The sequence below is a fragment of the Glaciecola petra genome (assembly GCF_031846345.1).
Lineage (GTDB): Bacteria > Pseudomonadota > Gammaproteobacteria > Enterobacterales > Alteromonadaceae > Glaciecola > Glaciecola petra.
In genome coordinates this window covers 70,917-91,259 of record NZ_JAVRHX010000003.1, presented here as the reverse complement: position 1 = coordinate 91,259, position 20,343 = coordinate 70,917, and the positions used below count along the sequence as shown (strand labels likewise).

18 protein-coding genes and 1 pseudogene are annotated in these 20,343 nt (G+C 41.4%); 15 read left to right on the top strand and 4 right to left on the bottom strand.

What is annotated here, in order from left to right:
* Window positions 1-26: 26 nt before the first annotated feature.
* On the bottom strand, window positions 27-1,190 hold the full coding sequence (locus RM552_RS11165; RefSeq protein ID WP_311368922.1) for an alanine racemase: 1,164 nt from the start codon (window positions 1,188-1,190) through the stop codon (window positions 27-29).
* A gap of 222 nt (window positions 1,191-1,412) precedes the next feature.
* Between RM552_RS11165 and RM552_RS11160 the strand changes: the two genes are divergently transcribed.
* The 8 genes and pseudogenes from RM552_RS11160 (at window position 1,413) to RM552_RS11135 (ending at window position 7,785) form a co-directional block, all read left to right on the top strand.
* Window positions 1,413-1,997 carry a hypothetical protein gene (locus RM552_RS11160; protein WP_311368921.1) on the top strand — a complete coding sequence of 195 codons (585 nt, stop codon included), beginning with the start codon at window positions 1,413-1,415 and terminating at the stop codon, window positions 1,995-1,997.
* Window positions 1,998-2,273: 276 nt separating this feature from the next.
* A complete protein-coding gene (locus RM552_RS11155; protein ID WP_311368920.1) occupies window positions 2,274-4,742 on the top strand; it encodes a CehA/McbA family metallohydrolase in 2,469 nt (822 codons plus the stop codon).
* Between the two features lie 215 nt (window positions 4,743-4,957).
* Window positions 4,958-5,317, top strand: a pseudogene (locus RM552_RS11150) (transposase zinc-binding domain-containing protein); the annotation flags it as partial.
* An 87-nt stretch (window positions 5,318-5,404) separates the two neighbouring features.
* Window positions 5,405-5,545 carry a hypothetical protein gene (locus tag RM552_RS17760; RefSeq protein WP_432277213.1) on the top strand — a complete coding sequence of 47 codons (141 nt, stop codon included), beginning with the start codon at window positions 5,405-5,407 and terminating at the stop codon, window positions 5,543-5,545.
* A 37-nt stretch (window positions 5,546-5,582) separates the two neighbouring features.
* Window positions 5,583-5,702, top strand: coding sequence for a YciI family protein (locus RM552_RS17755; protein ID WP_432277219.1), 120 nt, complete (start codon window positions 5,583-5,585; stop codon window positions 5,700-5,702).
* A gap of 200 nt (window positions 5,703-5,902) precedes the next feature.
* A complete protein-coding gene (locus RM552_RS11145; protein WP_311368919.1) occupies window positions 5,903-6,481 on the top strand; it encodes a hypothetical protein in 579 nt (192 codons plus the stop codon).
* A 545-nt stretch (window positions 6,482-7,026) separates the two neighbouring features.
* Complete coding sequence (locus RM552_RS11140; RefSeq protein ID WP_311368918.1) at window positions 7,027-7,470, top strand: hypothetical protein; 444 nt, start codon at window positions 7,027-7,029, stop codon at window positions 7,468-7,470.
* Between the two features lie 12 nt (window positions 7,471-7,482).
* The gene (locus RM552_RS11135) at window positions 7,483-7,785 is read left to right on the top strand and encodes a helix-turn-helix transcriptional regulator (RefSeq protein ID WP_311368917.1); all 303 of its coding nucleotides are present in this window, start codon (window positions 7,483-7,485) and stop codon (window positions 7,783-7,785) included.
* Window positions 7,786-7,857: 72 nt separating this feature from the next.
* On the opposite strand, the gene gorA is transcribed toward RM552_RS11135, so the two are convergent.
* Entirely contained in the window at window positions 7,858-9,207 is a 1,350-nt protein-coding gene (gene gorA, locus RM552_RS11130; protein ID WP_311368916.1) for a glutathione-disulfide reductase, read from the bottom strand.
* 201 nt (window positions 9,208-9,408) lie between these two features.
* Between gorA and prlC the strand changes: the two genes are divergently transcribed.
* From prlC to ubiB, 5 genes are all read left to right on the top strand, one after another.
* Entirely contained in the window at window positions 9,409-11,460 is a 2,052-nt protein-coding gene (gene prlC, locus RM552_RS11125; RefSeq protein ID WP_311368915.1) for an oligopeptidase A, read from the top strand.
* Window positions 11,461-11,496: 36 nt separating this feature from the next.
* Entirely contained in the window at window positions 11,497-12,183 is a 687-nt protein-coding gene (locus tag RM552_RS11120; RefSeq protein WP_311368914.1) for a DNA-3-methyladenine glycosylase I, read from the top strand.
* 143 nt (window positions 12,184-12,326) lie between these two features.
* Window positions 12,327-13,118, top strand: coding sequence for a bifunctional demethylmenaquinone methyltransferase/2-methoxy-6-polyprenyl-1,4-benzoquinol methylase UbiE (ubiE, locus tag RM552_RS11115; protein ID WP_311368913.1), 792 nt, complete (start codon window positions 12,327-12,329; stop codon window positions 13,116-13,118).
* Complete coding sequence (locus RM552_RS11110; RefSeq protein ID WP_311368912.1) at window positions 13,118-13,777, top strand: ubiquinone biosynthesis accessory factor UbiJ; 660 nt, start codon at window positions 13,118-13,120, stop codon at window positions 13,775-13,777. The genes ubiE and RM552_RS11110 overlap by 1 nt, the downstream gene beginning before the upstream one ends.
* Window positions 13,774-15,402, top strand: coding sequence for a ubiquinone biosynthesis regulatory protein kinase UbiB (ubiB, locus tag RM552_RS11105; protein WP_311368911.1), 1,629 nt, complete (start codon window positions 13,774-13,776; stop codon window positions 15,400-15,402). Before RM552_RS11110 ends, ubiB begins: the two co-directional genes overlap by 4 nt.
* On the opposite strand, the gene RM552_RS11100 is transcribed toward ubiB, so the two are convergent.
* Together RM552_RS11100 and rhlB are read right to left on the bottom strand one after the other, a co-directional pair.
* A complete protein-coding gene (locus RM552_RS11100; RefSeq protein WP_311368910.1) occupies window positions 15,386-16,960 on the bottom strand; it encodes a Ppx/GppA phosphatase family protein in 1,575 nt (524 codons plus the stop codon). The two genes, ubiB and RM552_RS11100, sit on opposite strands and share 17 nt — an antisense overlap.
* A 35-nt stretch (window positions 16,961-16,995) precedes the next feature.
* Window positions 16,996-18,312 carry an ATP-dependent RNA helicase RhlB gene (gene rhlB / locus RM552_RS11095; RefSeq protein ID WP_311368909.1) on the bottom strand — a complete coding sequence of 439 codons (1,317 nt, stop codon included), beginning with the start codon at window positions 18,310-18,312 and terminating at the stop codon, window positions 16,996-16,998.
* Between the two features lie 101 nt (window positions 18,313-18,413).
* Between rhlB and trxA the strand changes: the two genes are divergently transcribed.
* Both trxA and rho read left to right on the top strand, forming a co-directional pair.
* Window positions 18,414-18,740: a thioredoxin TrxA gene (trxA, locus tag RM552_RS11090; protein ID WP_311368908.1), complete on the top strand. Its 327-nt coding sequence runs from the start codon at window positions 18,414-18,416 to the stop codon at window positions 18,738-18,740.
* Between the two features lie 333 nt (window positions 18,741-19,073).
* Window positions 19,074-20,339, top strand: a complete 1,266-nt coding sequence (rho, locus tag RM552_RS11085; protein ID WP_311368907.1) for a transcription termination factor Rho — start codon at window positions 19,074-19,076, stop codon at window positions 20,337-20,339.
* The last annotated feature ends 4 nt before the right edge of the window (window positions 20,340-20,343 follow it).

The following is a 20,343-nucleotide window of genomic DNA, read 5'->3' as shown; positions in this document are numbered from 1 at the left end:
AATAGCGGCTAGCGACATTGCCTCTTTTACCAGCCTGATATCGACGGCAAGGTTTTAATAACCTTATCACCATCAACTAAATAAAAATGGTTGTACTGCGCTGCAGTCGCGCATGCGTGATTAGGCAAAATTCGAATAAGGTCGCCAATACTAAAAAGTGCGAAAGGAAAGTCAGTAGATTTGCCCCGTTGTGTATTGGCTTTACGCATACTAATAATACCGTGCTCTTGATTCGCGCTTGTCATTAACATATTAGCAATGAGAGCTCCGTTTTTGTCGCAAATAAGCCCATAACCTTGATCTATTTTGTGTCCCGCAGTGCCTCTGTCTCTTGACATTGCCATCCATCCTGCGTCACAAAGTGCCATCTGCTTTTCTTTCTGAAAGCCAATAATACTTCCCATCACACTTATTGCGATGTCGTCAATCTTACATACACCTAAACCCGACATCACTAAGTCAAAGAGTACGTATACACCGGCTCGGACTTCAGTAATGCCGCTCAGATCGTCAATCGCAAAAGCAGTAGGTGTAGAGCCGATAGAAACCGTTTTACAGGCTATTCCTTCAGCTCTAATACGCTCTGCCGCAAGTAAAGATAAATCACGTTCTTGGCGAGCTAACGCTAATTGAGATGATTTTTCAAAACACTCATAAGAGCCGCCTGCATGTGTCATCACACCTTGCAGTTGAGTATAGCTTTGATGATGTAAAGCATAGGCTATATCTAATAAAGTTTGGCTATGCGGGTTTACTCCGGCCCGATGTTTGTCGACATCTAGCTCAATTAAGACATTAAAAACTACTTGCTGGGTATCTGCATATTCACCCAATAATTTTGCTAGTTCTAAACTATCTAATATAACTGTAATTTTGCAGCCTTGTTCCATCAAGCTTTGCACCGCAGCAAACTTATTTGGCACAATTCCAACCGCATATAAAATATCCGTGTAACCGGCAGCAAAAAAATGCTTCGCCTCTTTTAAGGTTGATACAGTGATTCCCTGGGTGTTGCCAGCATCCACAATTAGTTGAGTAATGTCGACCGACTTATGTGTTTTTACGTGAGGCCTAATAACGCATCCAAGCGCACCAATATGTTCAGATAAATAGCTAATATTTTGTTTAAGTTTACTTTGTTCAATTAGCAAACAAGGGGTATGTAGGTCCTTCAGCTTAGTTGCTTGCATGTTGCATTTTTCTCCATTTAAAAACAGCCGCCGCCTTATTTAGTTTATCAACTTGGGACAATAAACGTAACACCCCTCCAAAAGCGTTAATAAAGCGTTAATAATAAAGCGCAGGGATTGTTATTTATTTTAATAAACGTAAGTTTACTGAGTAGCGTCCTATTTGGCTTCAATTCAACGTTTAGCCTGAAGATTAAAACATAAAAAACGAAAGGAATATTGATGAATAAAATAATTGGAATTTTGTTGACCGCAATGATTATTGTGAGCAACCATGTTAACGCCAGCGTAATTACAACCTTGAACGGTGATGATTCGGTACTGGTATCCATTACTGGTTTTAATGCGGGTTCTTTAGGTTTGGTAGATATTGATTTTGGTGGCAGCTCTTTTAATAGTGCTTTTGGCACCGATGCGGCCCCCGCGGGTTATCTGTTTACCAACAGTAGCACCGAGGCACGTGCAATTATGGATAGTCTATCTGCCTTGCTTAATGATTATAACTCGTTAGCGGCTACCCCTATTTCACAGATTTTTGATTCAGTAGTAAGCACGGCATCTACTACTATACTCCGATCGCGATTCAATGTAGGTTTTAATGTGAATTCGTTCGCAATGGGTCACCAGCGTTCTTTTTTTAATGGCGGTTGGAATTTTAACGCCAGCACTTCTTCTTTGGGAAGAAACGTCGGTGAACCTAGTTTTGCGCGAATGTCTGCAGCAAATACGGTTTCTACTCCCACTATATTATTCCTACTAACGATTGGATTTTCGCTTATTTGTTGGCGCGGTAGAAGGTCAAAATAAGTATTACTGTGTTTGCGAATTAATCTGTCTGCATAGTTCTTTTATTAAATGGCTCTTTGCTGAATAACACTGTGGTACTTTGTCTCACTACCACAGTGCTCATTGCGCGCACTTACAAAGTAAACCCCTCTGATTTACTTAAACGATCGGTAGTACTTAAAACAATAGAGCGGTATAGTAAAAGTTAAGTACGATTTTTATCGTTGCTGCCAAAGCAAACTATAGCAGCAGCTAAACTGATCGAACTAAAAACAATAAATATAAAAAGGCATATCCATGATTGGTCTCAAAAACAGTCTGCTCTGCGCAAGTCTATTAATGACGCTTTTGCTTTCGCTTAAGGCTCACGCACAGTGGACTAATCATTATCAAAAGCTTGATGACTTTGGGCATCATGTTTATTTAGAGCAACACGAACTGCCTATATTGGCGCAAGGCATCACTGACCCGGCACCTGCACCAAATGGTAAACATATCGCATTCTCCTCTAAAGGTTGGTTATGGCTTTTAGATATAGAAAGTGGAGTCGCGACGCAACTCACCAATGCCAATGGTACTGATGCGCGTCCACGATGGTCTCCTGATGCTAAGCATATTGCCTTTGTACGTGATTTTGGTAACGATACCGCTGTTGTAATTAAAGATTTAAAGAGCGGGCAAGAAACACTAATCAATACCAGTGCAATAGAGCTTGATCCTGAGTTTTCAGCAGATGGCTCAAGTATTTACTACAGCAGTGGTGTGTCTGGCTCGATGGATTTGTATCAACAAAAAATTGCGAATTTAAGCAGTGAACACAAAGATGATAAGGCCGGGCTCAAATTAACTGACTTGCGCCAAGTTGAGCGCAATATTAGGCGAGTTGCTAACAAAAATGCCATTGTATACTTGCACGGTGCAGGGGCTCATAGAGTACTTAGGCAGCACGATTTTACCGACGGAACGGATACCGTTGTCCAAGCACAAACACTTACCTACCATTTAACTAGCGACACTCACCCAAAGCAAGGTTTACTCGTATATAGCGCGCCTATCGATAACGACTATCACTTATTTACCATGGATTTAAACGATACTCGTGTATCTCAACGATTGACAGATAATGGTAGCTTTGCGCTCACACCGGCTTTTAGTGCCGATGGGAATTCGATCTATTTTGTAGAATTAGACGATAATCGCCAATTTCATCTTATGAAAATAAATACGCATGGCGGCAAAGCGTCAAAAGTTGAAGTGAAACAATGGAAATACAAAAAAGCGCTCGGCACCCTTAGTGTTTCTATTGAAAATGAACAAGGACAAACGGTAGCGGCTAGGGTTTCTATCATATCTGAGGATGGTCATCCCGTTTCTACCGCAAATAGCGCGACATTTGATGACCCGCAAACAGGCCGTAGTTATTTTTATATCGACGGGAAAGAAACATTCACATTGCCGGTGGGCAAGTATTCAATTGAGGCAGTGCGCGGCCCAATGACTATGCTTGTTTCAGCTAATGTGGAACTCACAAACGCTAAAACCACTAGTGCCAAGCTTGTCTTAAACACTTTATGGGATAGTATGGCAGCAGGATATACATCTGCTGATTTTCATGTGCATTTAAATGGCGACGGTCATCATAGAGCGACACATAAAGACGCCTTGTTATTGATGAAAGGTGAAGACTTAAACTATTTAGCGCCTATGTCTTGGAACCGTTGGGAACGTAAAATTGATAAAGCTATGGTTGGTAAACGCAGTATTAGTGGGAATCAAACGCTTGTCCAAGGGCAGGAAGTACGTTCACATTTTCATGGTCATGTAGGTTTATTAAACGTGAAAGAACCCTATTCACCTTGGTTTTTTGGTCCGTCTAATCCGGCTTTGGGCGACACTAATTTAAGCAATGCTAATGTGTTTGCTTATGCTAATAGTGTGGGCGCTTTTGGTACCTATGTGCACCCCATTGCAAGCGACGGCGACCCATTTACTGAAGAGGGTGTTAACAGTATTCCCCTTGAGTTACTTGCCGATGGCATATTGCAAAAGAGCATGGGCTTAGAAATAGTTTGCGCGTGGACAAGCTCTTTAGGTACTGCTGAAGTTTGGTATCGCTTGTTAAATATTGGCAGGCCGGTTGCCGGAATTTCGGGTACCGATGGTTGGGTTGATTTTCATCGGACACCAGCAATGGGTACTGCACGTGCTTATGTCAGAGCGTTAGAAGGTAGCGCGGCTGAAGACCCTGTTGTGGAGGGTGCTATCGCTGGTCGAAGCTTTTTATCTACTGGCCCAGCATTAATGTTTGCTTTAGACAATGGCGCAAAGCCCGGTGATGTAACAACAAGCGGAAAACAAAGCTATACGCTAAGCTTGGCGAGCACCAATAAACTAGAAGTGGTCGAGATTATTGTTAATGGCCAAGTTGTGCAAACCCTCGAGGCAATCGGCGCTGGAGAAACAAAGTCTTACACAGGTGAACTCAGCTTACCTTCAGGCGGCTGGGTAGCGGCTCGTGCTTATGCGGCTGAAAAACGTGACGATAGTTGGCCAACTATGCACGCAAGACCTTTTGCACATTCTTCGCCTATTTGGATAGGGCATATTGGCAGCACCGAAAGTTTAGCTAGCAAAGCGGCCGCAAAAGATCTTTTGCTTGGACTTAACGGAGCGATTGCAAGAGCAAAAGAAGCATATGGTGAGCGACCTATGCCTAAGCTTTATAAGCGTTTTGATGACGCCAAAAAAGCGCTTGAAACTTTATAGTTGTCAGGATAAATAGCACTGGTTGGAAAAGAGTTGACGATCGCCTCATGTGACGAGGTTTCCAGACACAGCCTTTTGCATTCTGTTGAACAAATTTTGCGGAGATAGCTGATTTTCTCAACAGGCATGTTAACGCCCTTTCCGGACATTCAGCCAGTCGCAAGCTAGGCTTTTTTTGCCACACTTGTCGGTGCACAATTCAGGGATGAAGGAATGTGTTGGCAAAGCAACAAAGTGAAACATACAAGCGCCATCGACCAGAAACAACGCTACTCTATCAATTGGTTGAACGTTACTACCCAGATTTTACCGCAAACTTAGCCGACCAAGGTAAGTATTTACCCAAGTATGTTGAACGTGAGTTTGAAGAGTTCTTGCGTTGTGGACGACTAGAGCACGGTTTTTTACGCGTGATGTGCGGTGACTATAAACATGAGAAGTTGGTTGCATTTAGCTGTAAGCGACGTGGATTTTGCCCTAACTGCGGTGCAAGAAGCATGGCAGAAAGTGCAGCGCTGCTTGTAGATGACGTATTACTTGGTTATCCAATTCGTCAGTGGGTCTTAAGCTTACCCATTCCATTCCGGCTGCTGCTAGCAAGGTACCCAAGTGAACTGAGCAATACCCAGAGAGCGGGCACGTGAGCACCAAGTAACAATGATATGGAAGCGCTCGTTCATACCATTAGCCATCGTATTGCGGCCTATTTGGAGAAGCGAGGATTAATTAAACGTGATATGGATAACACGTTTCTCGATTTACCCATGTTTTCTTTTTCCCGCTTGATTTCATTGGCAAACTAGCCGATATTGTTCCACCTTATACCCTTCAGGCTCACTAATTATTATTGAGTTTGACTGTTTAGAAGATGCGCAAGCATGGGCAAATGCTGGCCCGTACTGCATACAAGGTGTTTGGCAAAGGCCTGAAGTTAGAGCATTTAAACGTGTAATATTTTAGTTTTATTAGGAAAAAAGAAAATTGCTCAATAAAAGCTTCTGAAGCAAATGTTCAATTTTATCGTCAAAGAATTTAACACTTTATTAATAAAAAAATAAAAAGACAACTTAACTTTATGATAATAAGCACTATTTTCAGTTGGCGCGCTATTTGCTTATGAGCTATTGAGAGTCTATTTTAATGCAATATGAGGTTTTATAATGAAAGCGAAGATACTAATTTTATTAATGAGTTTTGTTGTGATGAGTTCTGCCGCAAACGCAGCTATTATCTTTGGCAATAATGGGACAAACACAACCGTAACCTTAACTAACGACATAACTTTTTTGGCGACAGGTTCATCTGACAATTTTACGCGATTTATTTTTGAAGATGCTTTTTCAACAGAACAAACCGTGCAAATTGGTGGTACTATCAGCAACACAATTGGTGTCAGTATTAATGGTGTAGCATTCACAAATCCATCTACCGGCAGTGTATGGGGTGGTCTTAGCTTTGATTTAAACGAGTGGGATACTAACGACTTTGGGATGTCATTTTCCGAAAGCTTTAATTTTAATGCTGGCGACACTGTTGTATTGACCTCTGGCACAGCTGTTTTAAACGCATCAGCGAGTTTTATGCCTGACCTAATGCCATTGAGCGTGGTACTTGTTAGTAACAGTGCATTTGCATTGTCTGAACGTGTAATACTTACTCCCGTTGAAGCAAGCGCACCGGCAACACTTGCAACGTTTATGTTAGGTGCATTTGTACTGTTCAAGCGTCGCGCAAAGTAAACTAAGGTTGTAATTGACTTTAAAAGAAAACGCTCAAATGAGCGTTTTTTTTAGTCCGTCGATTTTACTAAGCCGAATCACCATGTCATACACCCCAGAAGCTTAAGATGGATGTTTTAAAATCAGTGCGTTGAAATGGGTGATTTCTGCCCCCTAAGGAGCCCATCAGCAACGATGAACTCAATACCTTCTTGATGCTATAAGTGATCATTCATGATGCCACTAATGGTCAGCTAAGCGTTGCATAACTAAGATACTGAATCTTGCCTTCGCATCAGAAGTAAAAGCAGTGAAACTTGGAAAAAGTGCAACTTAAGAAATACTAATAAAATCAATTACTCTCCCAATTGTTACATGAAACATGGGGGTCATTAGAATACAAACAGCCAAAATAAAAGTTAATTATTTTATTTATTATTCAATGATTTAGAGTTGCATGTCATGTTGAAGTCGTGTAAATAATTGTTATGTCGTGTTGATGACGTTCAGATCAACAATCATTTTTTGTAGATTTAATGCTCAATAAACACAGGAGTAATATTATTATGAATACTAATCAAAATAATACAGTTGAATCATCGTTGAACTCAAATTTAATAGACTATAGGGAATTGTCTATTGATGGTAACTGGGTTCATTTAGTTGATAGTGATAAACAAATTGACGTGTATGTATCTAACTTTTTTTGGCGACAGGGTGTGTTTGTTAACGGTATAAAAATATCTCAAAAGACTGCATATGGCACTCATAAATTTAACCATTCTGGTGCATCTTATGTGCTGAGGTTTAAATATACTAGTTGGTCTGATGGCGAATGTCGCCTTTTGAAAGATGGAGAGCTAGTGGATTCTAATGCTTATGCACTATATGACGATGAATCTAAACGTGACTTTATCAAACTTGTTGCAGTACATTCAATATTTTCATTAGGCCTTGGCCTATCCATATTCATTGGACTCAGTAGTCTCTCAAAAGTATTTTTTAGCTAGCTGCATTAGATTATGAACATTAACAAAACGTTGGTTAAAGAAACTCGGGTTAAGAAGGGCTGGACTCAGGAACAGTTGGCCGAAATTATTGGTGTTAGCTCGCGCACGGTGCAGCGAATTGAGAGTAAAGGTATGACATCAATGGACACCATTTCAGCATTGAGTGCAGTATTTGAAGTTGCTCGTGAAAATCTAATTGTTGACGACCCAGAGATATCGAAAAAATCAATGAATGGCTCATTGCTTATGCTACTGCTCTTTGTCTCTGGGATAGCCGTTGGTGCTGGGGCTTCTTTTCTAATATTTAATGCATAGGGCTCAGATCAAGCACTCGGGATGGAGGGGTCAGAGCATCAAGCACTCTGACCCCTCTATCTTATTGATCCCTTACATCGTTACAAACTCTTCACCAGAAGTTGGGTGTATTGCCACGCAAGCATCGAAGTCTGCTTTAGTTGCACCCATCTTCATAGCAACGCCAAAGCCTTGCAGAATTTCGTCCATACCAAATCCAATGCCGTGTAAACCAACCACTTTTTGTTCTGGGCCGGCGCAAATGAGTTTCATTTTTGTCATTTGTCGGTGTTGAGTAACCGCGGTGTACATCGCTGCGAAGCTAGAGTTATAAATGGTTAATTCGTCGCCGTACTTTTCTTTGGCTTCGTTTTCAGTGAGGCCAATGGTGCCTATAGTCGGGTGGCTAAACACAACGGTCGGTATTAAATCATAATCCATGTGTGCTTCTGTTTGACCATTGAATAGACGTTCCGACAATAGACGACCTGCTTTTACCGCAACAGGTGTTAAATCGACTTTGCCAATGTTGTCGCCAACTGCATAGATATTTGCGGCAGTTGTATTTTGGAATTTATCGACTTTTATGTAGCCGCGCTGGTCGAGTTCAACGTCTGTATTTTCAATATTGATTTTGTCGTTGGCAGGCTCTCGGCCTATTGCCCAAATTAAGCAGTCGGCTTCAATTGTACGATCGCCATTTACATGCACTAATAAACTGCCGTCAGCTTGTTTTTCTATCTTTTCGACAGTGGTATGCGCGTGCAAATTAATCCCTTCTTCTTGCATGATTTCGGTTAGGGTGTCTGACAAGACATCATCAAAATTACGCAAAGGTTTTTCTCTGCGCACTAGTAAATGTGTTTCACTTCCCAAGGAATGTAAGACGCCTGCTAGTTCAACCGCTATATAGCCTGCACCCACTACCACAACACGTTTAGGTTGTTCATTTAGCGCAAAAAAACCGTCTGAATCAATGCCTAACTCAGCGCCTGGTAAGGGTGGTTTGATAGGTCGCCCGCCGGTAGCAATAGTAATATGATCAGCAGTATATTTTGTGCCGTTTACTTCCACGGTGTTGTTATCTACAAAAGTCGCAAAGCCTTCAATGAGCGTCACGCCATTGTTGCCTAGTACACGATCGTAAGAGTCATGAATGCGGCTAATATATGCTTCACGGCTTTCCACGAGCTTTTTCCATGAAAAGTCATTTACACTCACATCAAAGCCATAATCGGCTGAATATTTATGAATAGCTTCCGCTACCTGAGCACCAAACCACATCGCCTTTTTAGGTACACAACCTACATTAACACAAGTACCACCAATGGCTTTAGCTTCAATAATGGCCGCTTTTTTACCATGCCTGGATGCTCTGTTAGCCGAGGCAATGCCGCCACTTCCGCCGCCTATACAAATGTAGTCAAAGTGTGTGTTTGTCATGAGATTATACTTTCCATTTTTTGGTTATGTATTAACTATGACGACTAGACCGATTAATTCAAGTTTTCATTGCAAAACTTTCTTGATTAAATATTGAGGCGAAGTATAAATTTCTATTGTTTTTTAGCAAAATTACCCCACTCTTATATCATTAATATAGCTTATACGAATTTGTCGTAACAACTTGAGTAGCCGTCCATTATGAATATCAAACAAATTTCTCCCACCCAAGCCCTAAGCGATTTATCAAATAATCCTGTTTTCAGTGCAATCGACACCAGTGAAATTGTCTCACAAGTTGAGCAAGCGATAGGGGCATGCAAACAAGCCATTGAGGACGCTGTTGCAAACGCAGAGCTTAGTTATGAAAATGTTGTGTTGCGATTAGAAGAGGCAGATGATCAATTAGGTAAGTTGTTTTCACCGATTAGCCATATGAATTCTGTAGTTAGTAGTGATGACCTACGGGAAGCGCACGATGCTTGTTTGCCACTCTTGTCGGAGTATTCAACTTTTGTAGGGCAGCATGAAGGCTTATATAAACTTTATCAAACATTACAAGATTCAGAGGCCTTTACTGTTTTAAGTGAAGCGCAGCAAAAAGTAATCACCAATGGTGTGCGAGACTTTACTTTATCGGGTGTCGCGTTAGATGAAGATAAGAAAGAAACATACGCCAAGCTCAAATCACGACTGTCAGATTTATCATCACAGTTTTCAAATAACTTGATGGATGCAACCTTAGCCTTTACTAAACACGTGAGTGACAAAGAGAGTTTAAGTGGTTTACCCGAAAGTGCGTTAGAAGCAGCGGCGCAAGCAGCTCATCAAAAAGACTTACAAGGTTACCTGTTCACTCTCGATATACCGAGTTATTTGCCAGTGATGATGTACGCTGACAACCGCCATTTACGTGAAGAAATGTACCGCGCTTATGTGACAAGGGCGTCTGATGAAGACATAACTGAGGGCAAATTCGACAACGCAGGCATTATTGATGAAACCCTTGCCTTACGAACTGAACTTGCGCAACTGCTGGGTTTCGAGAATTATGCGGATTATTCTTTGGCGACAAAAATGGCTGAAAATCAAGGCCAAGTAACCGCCTTTCTAAATGATTTAGCGAAGCGCTCAAAGCCACAGGCGCAAAAAGAGAAAGACGAAATAATCGCGTTCGCTGAAAGCGAATATGGCGTGCCGGCGCTAGAAGCATGGGATTATCCTTATTATGGCGAAAAATTGAAGCAGCGCACTTATGCTGTGTCAGACGAAGAGTTACGACCTTACTTCCCTGAAGACAAAGTACTATCGGGTTTGTTCGAAGTGGTATCACGCTTATATGGCTTGCAAGTTGTGCAAGTTACCGATGTGGATACTTGGCATAAAGACGCCCGCTATTTTGAAATACACGACGCTGCTGGTGAGTTGCGAGGTGCTTTCTACCTAGACTTATATGCAAGAGTGAAAAAACGCGGTGGCGCTTGGATGGATGAGTGTCGAGTGCGTCGCACTAAAGCAGACGGTACTTTGCAATCGCCAGTGGCCTATTTAACTTGCAACTTCTCAGGGCCAGTGGGTGACAAACCAGCGCTATTTACACACGACGAAGTCATTACCTTATTCCATGAGTTTGGTCATGGTATTCATCATATGCTCACCAAAATAGATGTAGCTGGTGTATCGGGAATAAATGGTGTGGCGTGGGATGCAGTAGAGTTACCTAGCCAGTTTTTAGAAAACTGGTGTTGGCAACCAGAAGCCTTAGCTTTCATTTCAGGGCACTATGAAACTGGCGAGTCGCTACCCCAAGACTTGCTCGATAAAATGTTAGCCGCGCGCAACTTCCAATCGGCCATGCAAATGGTACGTCAACTAGAATTTTCTTTATTCGACTTTACTTTGCATCAGCAAACTACTGCAGAAAAATCGGTACAAGCGGTCTTAGATAATGTACGCGAAAAAGTATCTGTGACTATTCCGCCTTCGTTTAACAAATTCCAAAATAGCTTTGGCCACATTTTTGCGGGCGGTTATGCTGCAGGTTATTACAGCTATAAGTGGGCAGAAGTATTGTCGTCGGACGCTTTCTCAAAGTTTGAAGAAGAGGGAATTTTTAATGCTGATGTGGGTCAAGCTTTCCTCACAAACGTGCTTGAAATGGGCGGGTCAAAAGAACCTATGGAGCTTTTCAAAGCGTTTCGGGGCAGAGAGCCGAGCACCGATGCTTTGCTCAGGCACTCTGGGATAAACTAGCGTAAACACAAAATTAGTTTATTGAGAGGAAAAGCAATGGCGGCTGAAAAATTTTCACGAATATACACAAGGGCAGCAAAACGAAAAGGCTCTGACAATGCTCTTGAAGCTAAAGTGGGGCAGCCCTTGTCGCCGGCCGAGGTAAAAAAGATTGGAGACGATCGATTTTTAGCGGAGTTTACTAAAAAAGTATTTCAATCTGGCTTTGTTTGGCGTGTGGTAAGGCAAAAGTGGCCAAACTTTGAGAAGGAATTTTTCGATTTTGACATAGAAAAAATGTTGTTAATACCTGACGAAATGCTAGAGAAAAAGGCCACCAACCCCGAGATTATTCGCAACCTTACCAAAGTACGCACTATTCGCGAGAATGCGCTGATGATAAAAAGTATTCAGCAGGAACATGGCAGCTTTGCTAAGTTTGTTGCTGACTGGGAAACAAATAATGTTATTGGTTTGTGGGATTTTTTGAAGAAAAATGGTGCGCGCTTGGGTGGTAATACTGGTCCTTATGCCTTGCGGTTTTTGGGTGTTGATACTTTTTTAATTAGCCGCGATGTAGAAGGATACTTTGTTGCACGCGATTTAATCGAAGGTTCGAGTCGCTCAAAGCGCAGCCTTACCGCCATACAAAACCAATTTAATCAATGGCAGCAAGAATCTGGCCGCTCTTTGCAAGAAATCAGCCAAATCCTTTCAATGAGTGTGGGTGACAACCACCTGTAAATTAGATAAGGCGTTATTGTATTTGTGTAAACGCCAAACCTGTTAGTTGCGACGCCTTTGCGCTACACTAATAACAATTGACCTGCAGCGCTTTTGTCAACGACTTGAGCGCCTTGGGCCGCTAACAGTACTTAAGAATAAACATGACAATTACCCAAGATAAAAATCAAGCATCAACAAATGCCCCCGCTGAGGCAAAAACCACTGATTTTGGCTTTACGCAAGTAGATAAAGATCAGAAACAAGACATGGTAGCTGAAGTTTTTCACTCAGTTGCGGCGAAATACGACATCATGAACGACCTTATGTCCTTTGGCATTCATCGAGTATGGAAACGATTTACCATTGATTGTAGCGGCGTGCGAGCGGGTCAAAAAGTGCTAGATTTAGCTGGCGGTACAGGAGATTTAGCGGCTAAGTTCTCAAAAATAGTCGGCCCAACAGGGCAGGTAATACTAGCCGATATCAATCATTCTATGCTGAATGTAGGAAAAGAAAAACTTATCAATAAAGGCATTATGGGTAACTTGCATTATGTTCAAGCTAACGCCGAAGCCTTGCCTTTTCCTGATAATCATTTTGATTTGATCACTATTGCTTTTGGCTTACGAAATGTTACCGACAAATCAAAGGCCTTAGCATCGATGTTTAGAGTGTTAAAGCCAGGAGGCCGTTTATTGGTGTTGGAATTTTCGAAACCTGAAACCGAAGCGTTAAGCAAGATATACGATGCCTATTCGTTCCATATTTTACCGCAAATGGGCAAGTTAGTTGCCAATGATGCCGACAGTTATCGCTACTTGGCTGAGTCTATCCGTATGCATCCCGATCAAGAAACGCTCGAGGGAATGATGCAAGAAGTTGGTTTCGAACAGACTTCTTATCATAATTTAACCGGCGGTATTGTAGCTTTGCATAGAGGGTTTAAGTTTTAATGCCAACCAAACAGATTTTTACTGCTGCTATTGAAGCGGCTATAAATCAAGCTTTGCGTTGGGCTAATAACAGTGACGAAGTGTTAGCACCATTGTATGGCAAAACCTGTATTATCCATATTCAAGAGTGGAACCTAGCCTTAAGCTTTAACTTTGCCAAAGACGAAGTGAATATAGTTACGGATGAAGAGGGCCTGTTTAACACCATGCCAGATGAATTGTCCGACGATGAATGTTGGGTGAGTTTGTCGCTATTTGCTCTAGAAAAAATCAAGCAGAACAACCAAATAACCACGCTTATTAAATCTGGGCAACTAGATTTTGCGGGTGACTTATCAATTTTACAAAGCCTAGGGTCTATGTTTGATAAGCTAGAACTCGATATGGAAGAGGTTTTGTCAAAGTATATTGGCGATGTTGCAGCTTATCAGGTAAATCAGACTGGAAAAAAAGTATTTGAACAAGCGAATCAGCAATTATCTTTATTATTACAAAGTTTTAGCGATGCAGCTTTAGATGAAAAACCTTTAGGTGTTAGAAAGATAATGGCGATTAATTTTAGCGATGAAGTCAATCAACTTAAACACGACGTAGATGCGTTAGAGGCCAGAATATCCTGTTTGGAAAAGCAGCGAAAAACGAGGCTACCAAAACCATGAAAATAAGACGGACAGCAAGAATTGGTAGTGTACTGCTTACTTATGGGCTAGACGAACTTATCCCTAAACGTTTTCGTCCTTGGTATATGAAAGTCCTGAGGAGATGTGTGTTCTGGTGGCCAAATAAGCATAAAAAAGAAAGCAAAGCACAACGTTTACGATTAGCGCTGCAATCTCTTGGCCCAGTGTTTATTAAATTTGGGCAAATGCTGTCTACTAGACGCGATCTTTTGCCCAGTGACATGATTGATGAGCTCAGTCTATTACAAGACAAAGTGGTACCGTTTGACTCTGACGAAGCTCAAACCATTATTAAAAAGGCGTTGGGACTTACTAGCCTGGATGAGTTGTTTTCTAATTTTGATGAGAGTCCATTAGCATCCGCATCGGTTGCACAGGTGCACAGTGCAGTGCTTAAAGAAGATGGTAAAGACGTAGTGGTTAAGGTGTTAAGGCCTAACATCAAGCGAACAATTGAAGCTGATGTTGACTTGCTTATTGGTGTAGCCAGTATTATTCAAAAATGGTTGCCTGATGGTAAAAGATTACGTCCGGTTGAGGTGGTAAAGGAATATCGCAGAACCATCTTAGATGAACTCGATTTGCTTAGAGAAAGTGCCAATGGCATTCAAATAAAACGTAATTTTGAAGAATCTGATGCGCTTTATGTCCCCGCGTTTTATAGTGACCATTGCCGAACTAACGTCATTGTAATGGAGCGTATTTACGGCATTCCTGTGTCTGATATGAAGGCTTTGAAAGCACAAAACACTAACTTAAAGTTGTTGGCAGAACGTGGTGTTGAGGTCTTTTTTACACAAGTTTTTCGCGATAGTTTTTTCCACGCCGATATGCATCCCGGGAATATATTTGTGTCGCGTAAACACCCAGAAAATCCAAAATATATTGGCATTGATTATGGCATTGTGGGGACACTAAATAAGCAGGATAAACGATATTTAGCCGAAAATTTCATTGCCTTTTTTAATCGCGACTATCGGAAGGTGGCTGAATTACATGTTGATTCAGGATGGGTGCCGGCTGACACTGACATTAACGATTTTGAAATGGCCGTTCGCACCGTTTGTGAGCCGATATTCCAAAAACCCTTAGAGGACATTTCATTTGGCAACGTATTGCTGCAGTTGTTCAACACAGCTAGACGATTCAATATGCAGGTTCAACCTCAGTTAGTATTGTTACAGAAAACATTGTTATACGTAGAAGGTTTGGGTAGAACACTATATCCACAATTAGACTTGTGGCAAACGGCAAAACCATTTTTGGAAAATTGGATGCAAGAGCAAATTGGGCCTAAAGCAATGTTTAATAAAGTAAAAGACGCGCTACCATTTTGGTCAGAAAAGCTACCTGAAATACCTGATTTACTTTACGACACCTTAAAGCAGCTCAAACAAATGCCGTTTCAACAAGAACAGCAGCATCGAGAATTATTGGAGATGCAAGCAAATATTCAATATGCACGCATGTACGGTAAGGTAGCAATTACTTTCTCTATCGCTGCGGCGGTGCTCTATGTGTTTGGACCGCATTGGTTTTTAGCGTCGGGCAGCGCAATTATTGCTGCAGTGTCGTGGTATTTATCGTTTAAACGCTTGCGTTAACGACGCTTATTCCTTCTGATAAATCTGTTTGCATCGTCAGAGTAAGTTTCCAACCTGCTTTGTGCTGCAGCCAGCACTCGTGGACAAGCTCAGTATGAATGAGAGGATATTTATTTTTTATGTCTGCCGGTAGTACTAAGTACCAGTGATCTTTTTCTACCTGCAGCTTGACTTCAGGAATGGCGTCATCTTTTCTGCGGCCAACAAGAATAATACTGAGCCTGAGTACCCGAAGGCACGATATGAGCATAATTTGTAAATCTTGGCTATAGTTCGCCAACGTGGATACATCTATTGGTAATCGTTGCATGCTGACAAGGTCTCTCACCATCATACGTTGTAAGCTTGTATAACCTGTTATTTCTACATGATTCAGTAAGTATGCACCGTGCTCATGATAGGATTTATACCCTATATGTAAGCCAATTTCGTGTAAAGCAGCTGCTGTAGAGGCTATGCCCTGAGTGTCATAATCACAAACCGTTGTTTGCTCACACATTTGAATACAAAGCTTTCTTACAATTAAACTAGCACGCTTGCTTTGTGTAGGGTCTATGTGAAATTTTGATATAAGCTGATTTATGCCTTGTTGACGTCGGTCAGATTTTTGATAATTGTCGAGCATGCCATAAATAATTCCTTCGCGTAGCGCACCTCCGGCAATTTGCATGTTCTTTATTTCTAAGGTTTCAAATATGGCAATAAGAATCGCTAAACCACTCGGAAAAATAGCCTGGCGGCTGGCAGGCAATCCATCAATTGTAAGATGAGCAACATGGGATTGGCTTATGCATGTGTCGCGCAACTGATAAAGATATTTGAGTTTTATTGCATCGTTAATACCTTGCTTCACCAGTATTTGAGTAACAGCCTGTGGCGTACCAGAGGCGCCGAGGCATTGCTCCCAGTCAAAACATAAGAATGGGTTAATAAAGGGTTTTAAAGCGAGTTTAGCCGCTTGATACGCATTATTGAAGTTGTCTTCGCTCAACTCACCATCTGGAAAGTAGTTTTCCATATACGTCACACAACCCATGTTGATACTAGTAAGGTGAACAGCTTGTAGATCTCGCCCTATAATAATTTCGGTGCTGGCGCCGCCAATATCAATAACAAGAGTATTTCCCCGGTTAGCTGAAGTATAAGCCACCCCAAGAAATATTTGGCGAGCTTCTTCTTCACCACTAATAACTTGTAGTTTATGTTTTAAAATTTCTTCCGCGGGGGCAATAAATTCATTGGCGTTGGTGGCTAAGCGTAAAGTCGCCGTAGCCACAATTTTCAGGTTGTTAGATGGAATGTCTTGCAGTTTTTCGGCAAAACTTCGGATACAGGTAAGTCCACGGTCAATCGCTTCTTGTGACAACAGATTGTCATCATCAAGCCCAGCCGCCAGTCTGACTTTATGCTTATTTTTGCTCACAATCTGCACACTGCCTGCGAGCACCCTCACAATAACCATATGAAAACTGTTTGAACCAAGATCTACTGCAGCATAATACTCGTCTTGTAGACTTGTGTTGCTTAACTCGCCGCGGTTACTAACATCAGCAAACATCTAACTTACCTCCTTCCTAGTTGCCGCCAGAAAGTCTACTTTTTTGCTCCACTTTTAGGGGGTCTCCCACCTCTTCGATTATCTCGAGCCCCGCCAGAACGCTGCCCTGAACGTTGACCAGATCGTTGCCCAGATTTGCTATTTCGAGGTCTGTTTGAACGATGATGTACTTTAGGTGGTTTAACATCGTCTAACAAATATAGTGGATTATAATCGGTAACAGGTATGTCATGACCAATATAGGTTTCAATAGCCGTTAGGTTTTGCGCATAGCGTTCACAAGCGAAACTAATTGCAGCGCCTAATTCACCAGCTCGACCTGTCCGTCCAATGCGATGAACGTAGTCTTCGGCATCGTCGGGTAAATCATAGTTAAACACATGTGTGACTTTATCAATGTGTAAACCTCGCGCAGCAACATCGGTTGCCACTAAAATGTCTAGTTGACCTGATGTAAAGTCCTCTAGTATTGACAGCCTTTTCTTTTGCTGCACGTCGCCGCTTAGCAGGCCAACGCGATGTCCGTCGGCTTGTAACCAAGCACTTACTTTTTCGCAATCATGCTTGGTATTTGCAAAAACAATGGCTTTATCAGGCCACTCTTCTTCAACTAGTGTTAGCAATAAAAGCGCTTTATCTTCGTTGCTTGGGTAAAATAGTTCTTCGCTGATACCTGCGCCTGTTTTTGTTTCGGGTGCAATTTGAACATGAACTGGATTATTCATATGTTCATAGGCAAGTTCTTGAACTCTAAAGCTCAATGTTGCCGAAAACAGCATACTCAATCGTTTAGTTGGCTCTGGCATGCGTTTAAATAAATAGCGGATATCTTTTATGAAGCCTAAATCGAACATGCGGTCAGCTTCATCTAGCACAGCAACTTGGATATTTTTAAGGGTAAAAACGTCTTGTTTATAATAATCAAGAATACGTCCGGTGGTCCCAATTAAAATATCTACACCTTTTTCAAGTTGTTGCCGTTGACTTTCATAACCTTCGCCACCATATATGGCAGCAACAGTGAGTCCTGTGTGTTTGCTCAGGAGTTCTGCGTCATTATAAATTTGTACTGCAAGTTCCCTTGTAGGTGCCATAATAATGGCTCGAGGACCTTTTACGTCCTCTAAAGGATTAGACAATAAGTAGTGAAAAGCCGCTACCAAAAAGGAAATAGTTTTCCCTGTTCCGGTTTGGGCTTGACCTGCAATGTCGATACCTTCAAGTAATTGAGGTAAGCTCATAGACTGAATAGGGGTACACTGTTTGAAACCAGCTTCATCTAGTCCGGCTAGAACTTGTGGATGGATCGAAAGGGTTGAAAATAACGTATCGGTTAAATGTGTTTGTGGCATAGCTTATAGCTTATCAATGCTTGCATTAAAAACGACTTCTATATAACACTATTAGGAAACGCTGAAACAGGTTCAGCAACAATCCTAAACTGGAGAAAAGAATGAGCGACAAAATTATCGCATTATCAGACGACAAATTCGAAGCCGATGTAATCAATGCATCAGGTCCTGTGTTAGTTGATTTTTGGGCAGAATGGTGCGGCCCCTGTAAAATGATCGCCCCAATTCTAAATGAAATTTCAAGCGAATACGACGGCAGGTTAACAATTGGCAAGCTAAATGTCGAAGAAAATAACGAAACACCGGCAAAATATGGCATTCGTAGCATACCTACATTGTTATTATTTAAAGACGGTACCTTAGCTGCGACAAAGGTTGGCGCCTTATCTAAGGCACAATTAAAAGAGTTTTTAGACGATAATATTTAATTGTTGGATAGAAAATAAAAAGCCGAAATTGTTTCGGCTTTTTATTAACATTAAATTAATATTATTGAAAAACTGGACGATAATATAATTAAGTGTTACTTTTACAACACTCACCAGCGGTAAACATCCATCTTCGTGAATGTCATACGTAGAAAAAAGGCAGTCTTACTCAATTTTAACGAATTGTGAAGCCACTACGGATTCGATAACAAATCTTTTTAGTTTTCAAGATGACCCACGATGCTGATGCATACCACTTTGATACATGTTCCAAATTGAGTAAAAAATCAATTTCAAATTTAAACAAACCATTCTTAATACAGACCCACCAATATGAATTTAACTGATCTTAAAAGTAAACCTATAAGCGAACTGGTAGCTTTAGCCGAGTCTATGGGCTTAGAAAACTTAGCCAGAGCACGTAAACAAGACATCATTTTCTCAATACTTAAATCTCACGCCAAAGGCGGAGAAGATATTTTCGGAGACGGTGTATTAGAAATCCTCCAAGATGGATTTGGGTTTTTAAGGTCGGGAGATTCTTCGTACTTAGCAGGGCCTGACGATATTTATGTTTCGCCTAGTCAAATAAGACGCTTCAATTTACGCACAGGCGACACAATAGCCGGAAAAATAAGACCACCAAAAGATAGCGAACGCTATTTTGCCTTATTGAAAATCAGAGAAGTTAACTTTGATAAACCTGAAAATTCGCGTAATAAAATTTTATTTGAAAACTTAACCCCTCTGCATGCAAATGATCGTTTGCGTATGGAGCGCGGTAATGGCAGTACAGAAGATATTACTGCACGCGTATTAGACTTGGCATCTCCTATAGGTTGCGGACAACGTGGTTTGATTGTAGCGCCACCTAAAGCAGGTAAAACACTCTTATTGCAAAATATAGCGCAATCTATTGCAGCTAACCATCCAGAATGTTTACTGATTGTTTTACTAATCGATGAACGCCCAGAAGAAGTAACCGAAATGCAACGCTTGGTGCAAGGAGAAGTTGTTGCGTCGACCTTTGATGAGCCAGCAAGTCGCCACGTACAAGTAGCTGAAATGGTTATCGAAAAGGCTAAACGTTTGGTCGAGCATAAAAAAGACGTGGTTATTTTGCTAGACTCTATTACCCGTTTAGCTCGCGCATACAATACTGTTATTCCATCATCTGGTAAAGTGTTAACAGGTGGTGTAGATGCCAATGCATTGCATAAACCTAAGCGCTTCTTCGGTGCTGCAAGAAACGTTGAAGAGGGCGGTAGTTTAACGATTATTGCTACAGCACTTATTGATACGGGTTCTAAAATGGACGAGGTTATTTACGAAGAATTTAAAGGGACAGGTAATATGGAACTGCACCTTAATCGTAAAATTGCTGAAAAACGTGTATTCCCAGCTATTGATATCAATCGTTCTGGCACACGCCGCGAAGAGTTACTCACTTCAAAAGATGAACTGCAAAAAATGTGGATATTGCGTAAAATTGTCCATGAAATGTCAGAAATCGATTCAATGGAGTTTATGATCAGTCGCTTGTCGATGACCAAAACCAATGACGAATTCTTCGATTCGATGAAGCGTCAAAAGGGTTAATCGA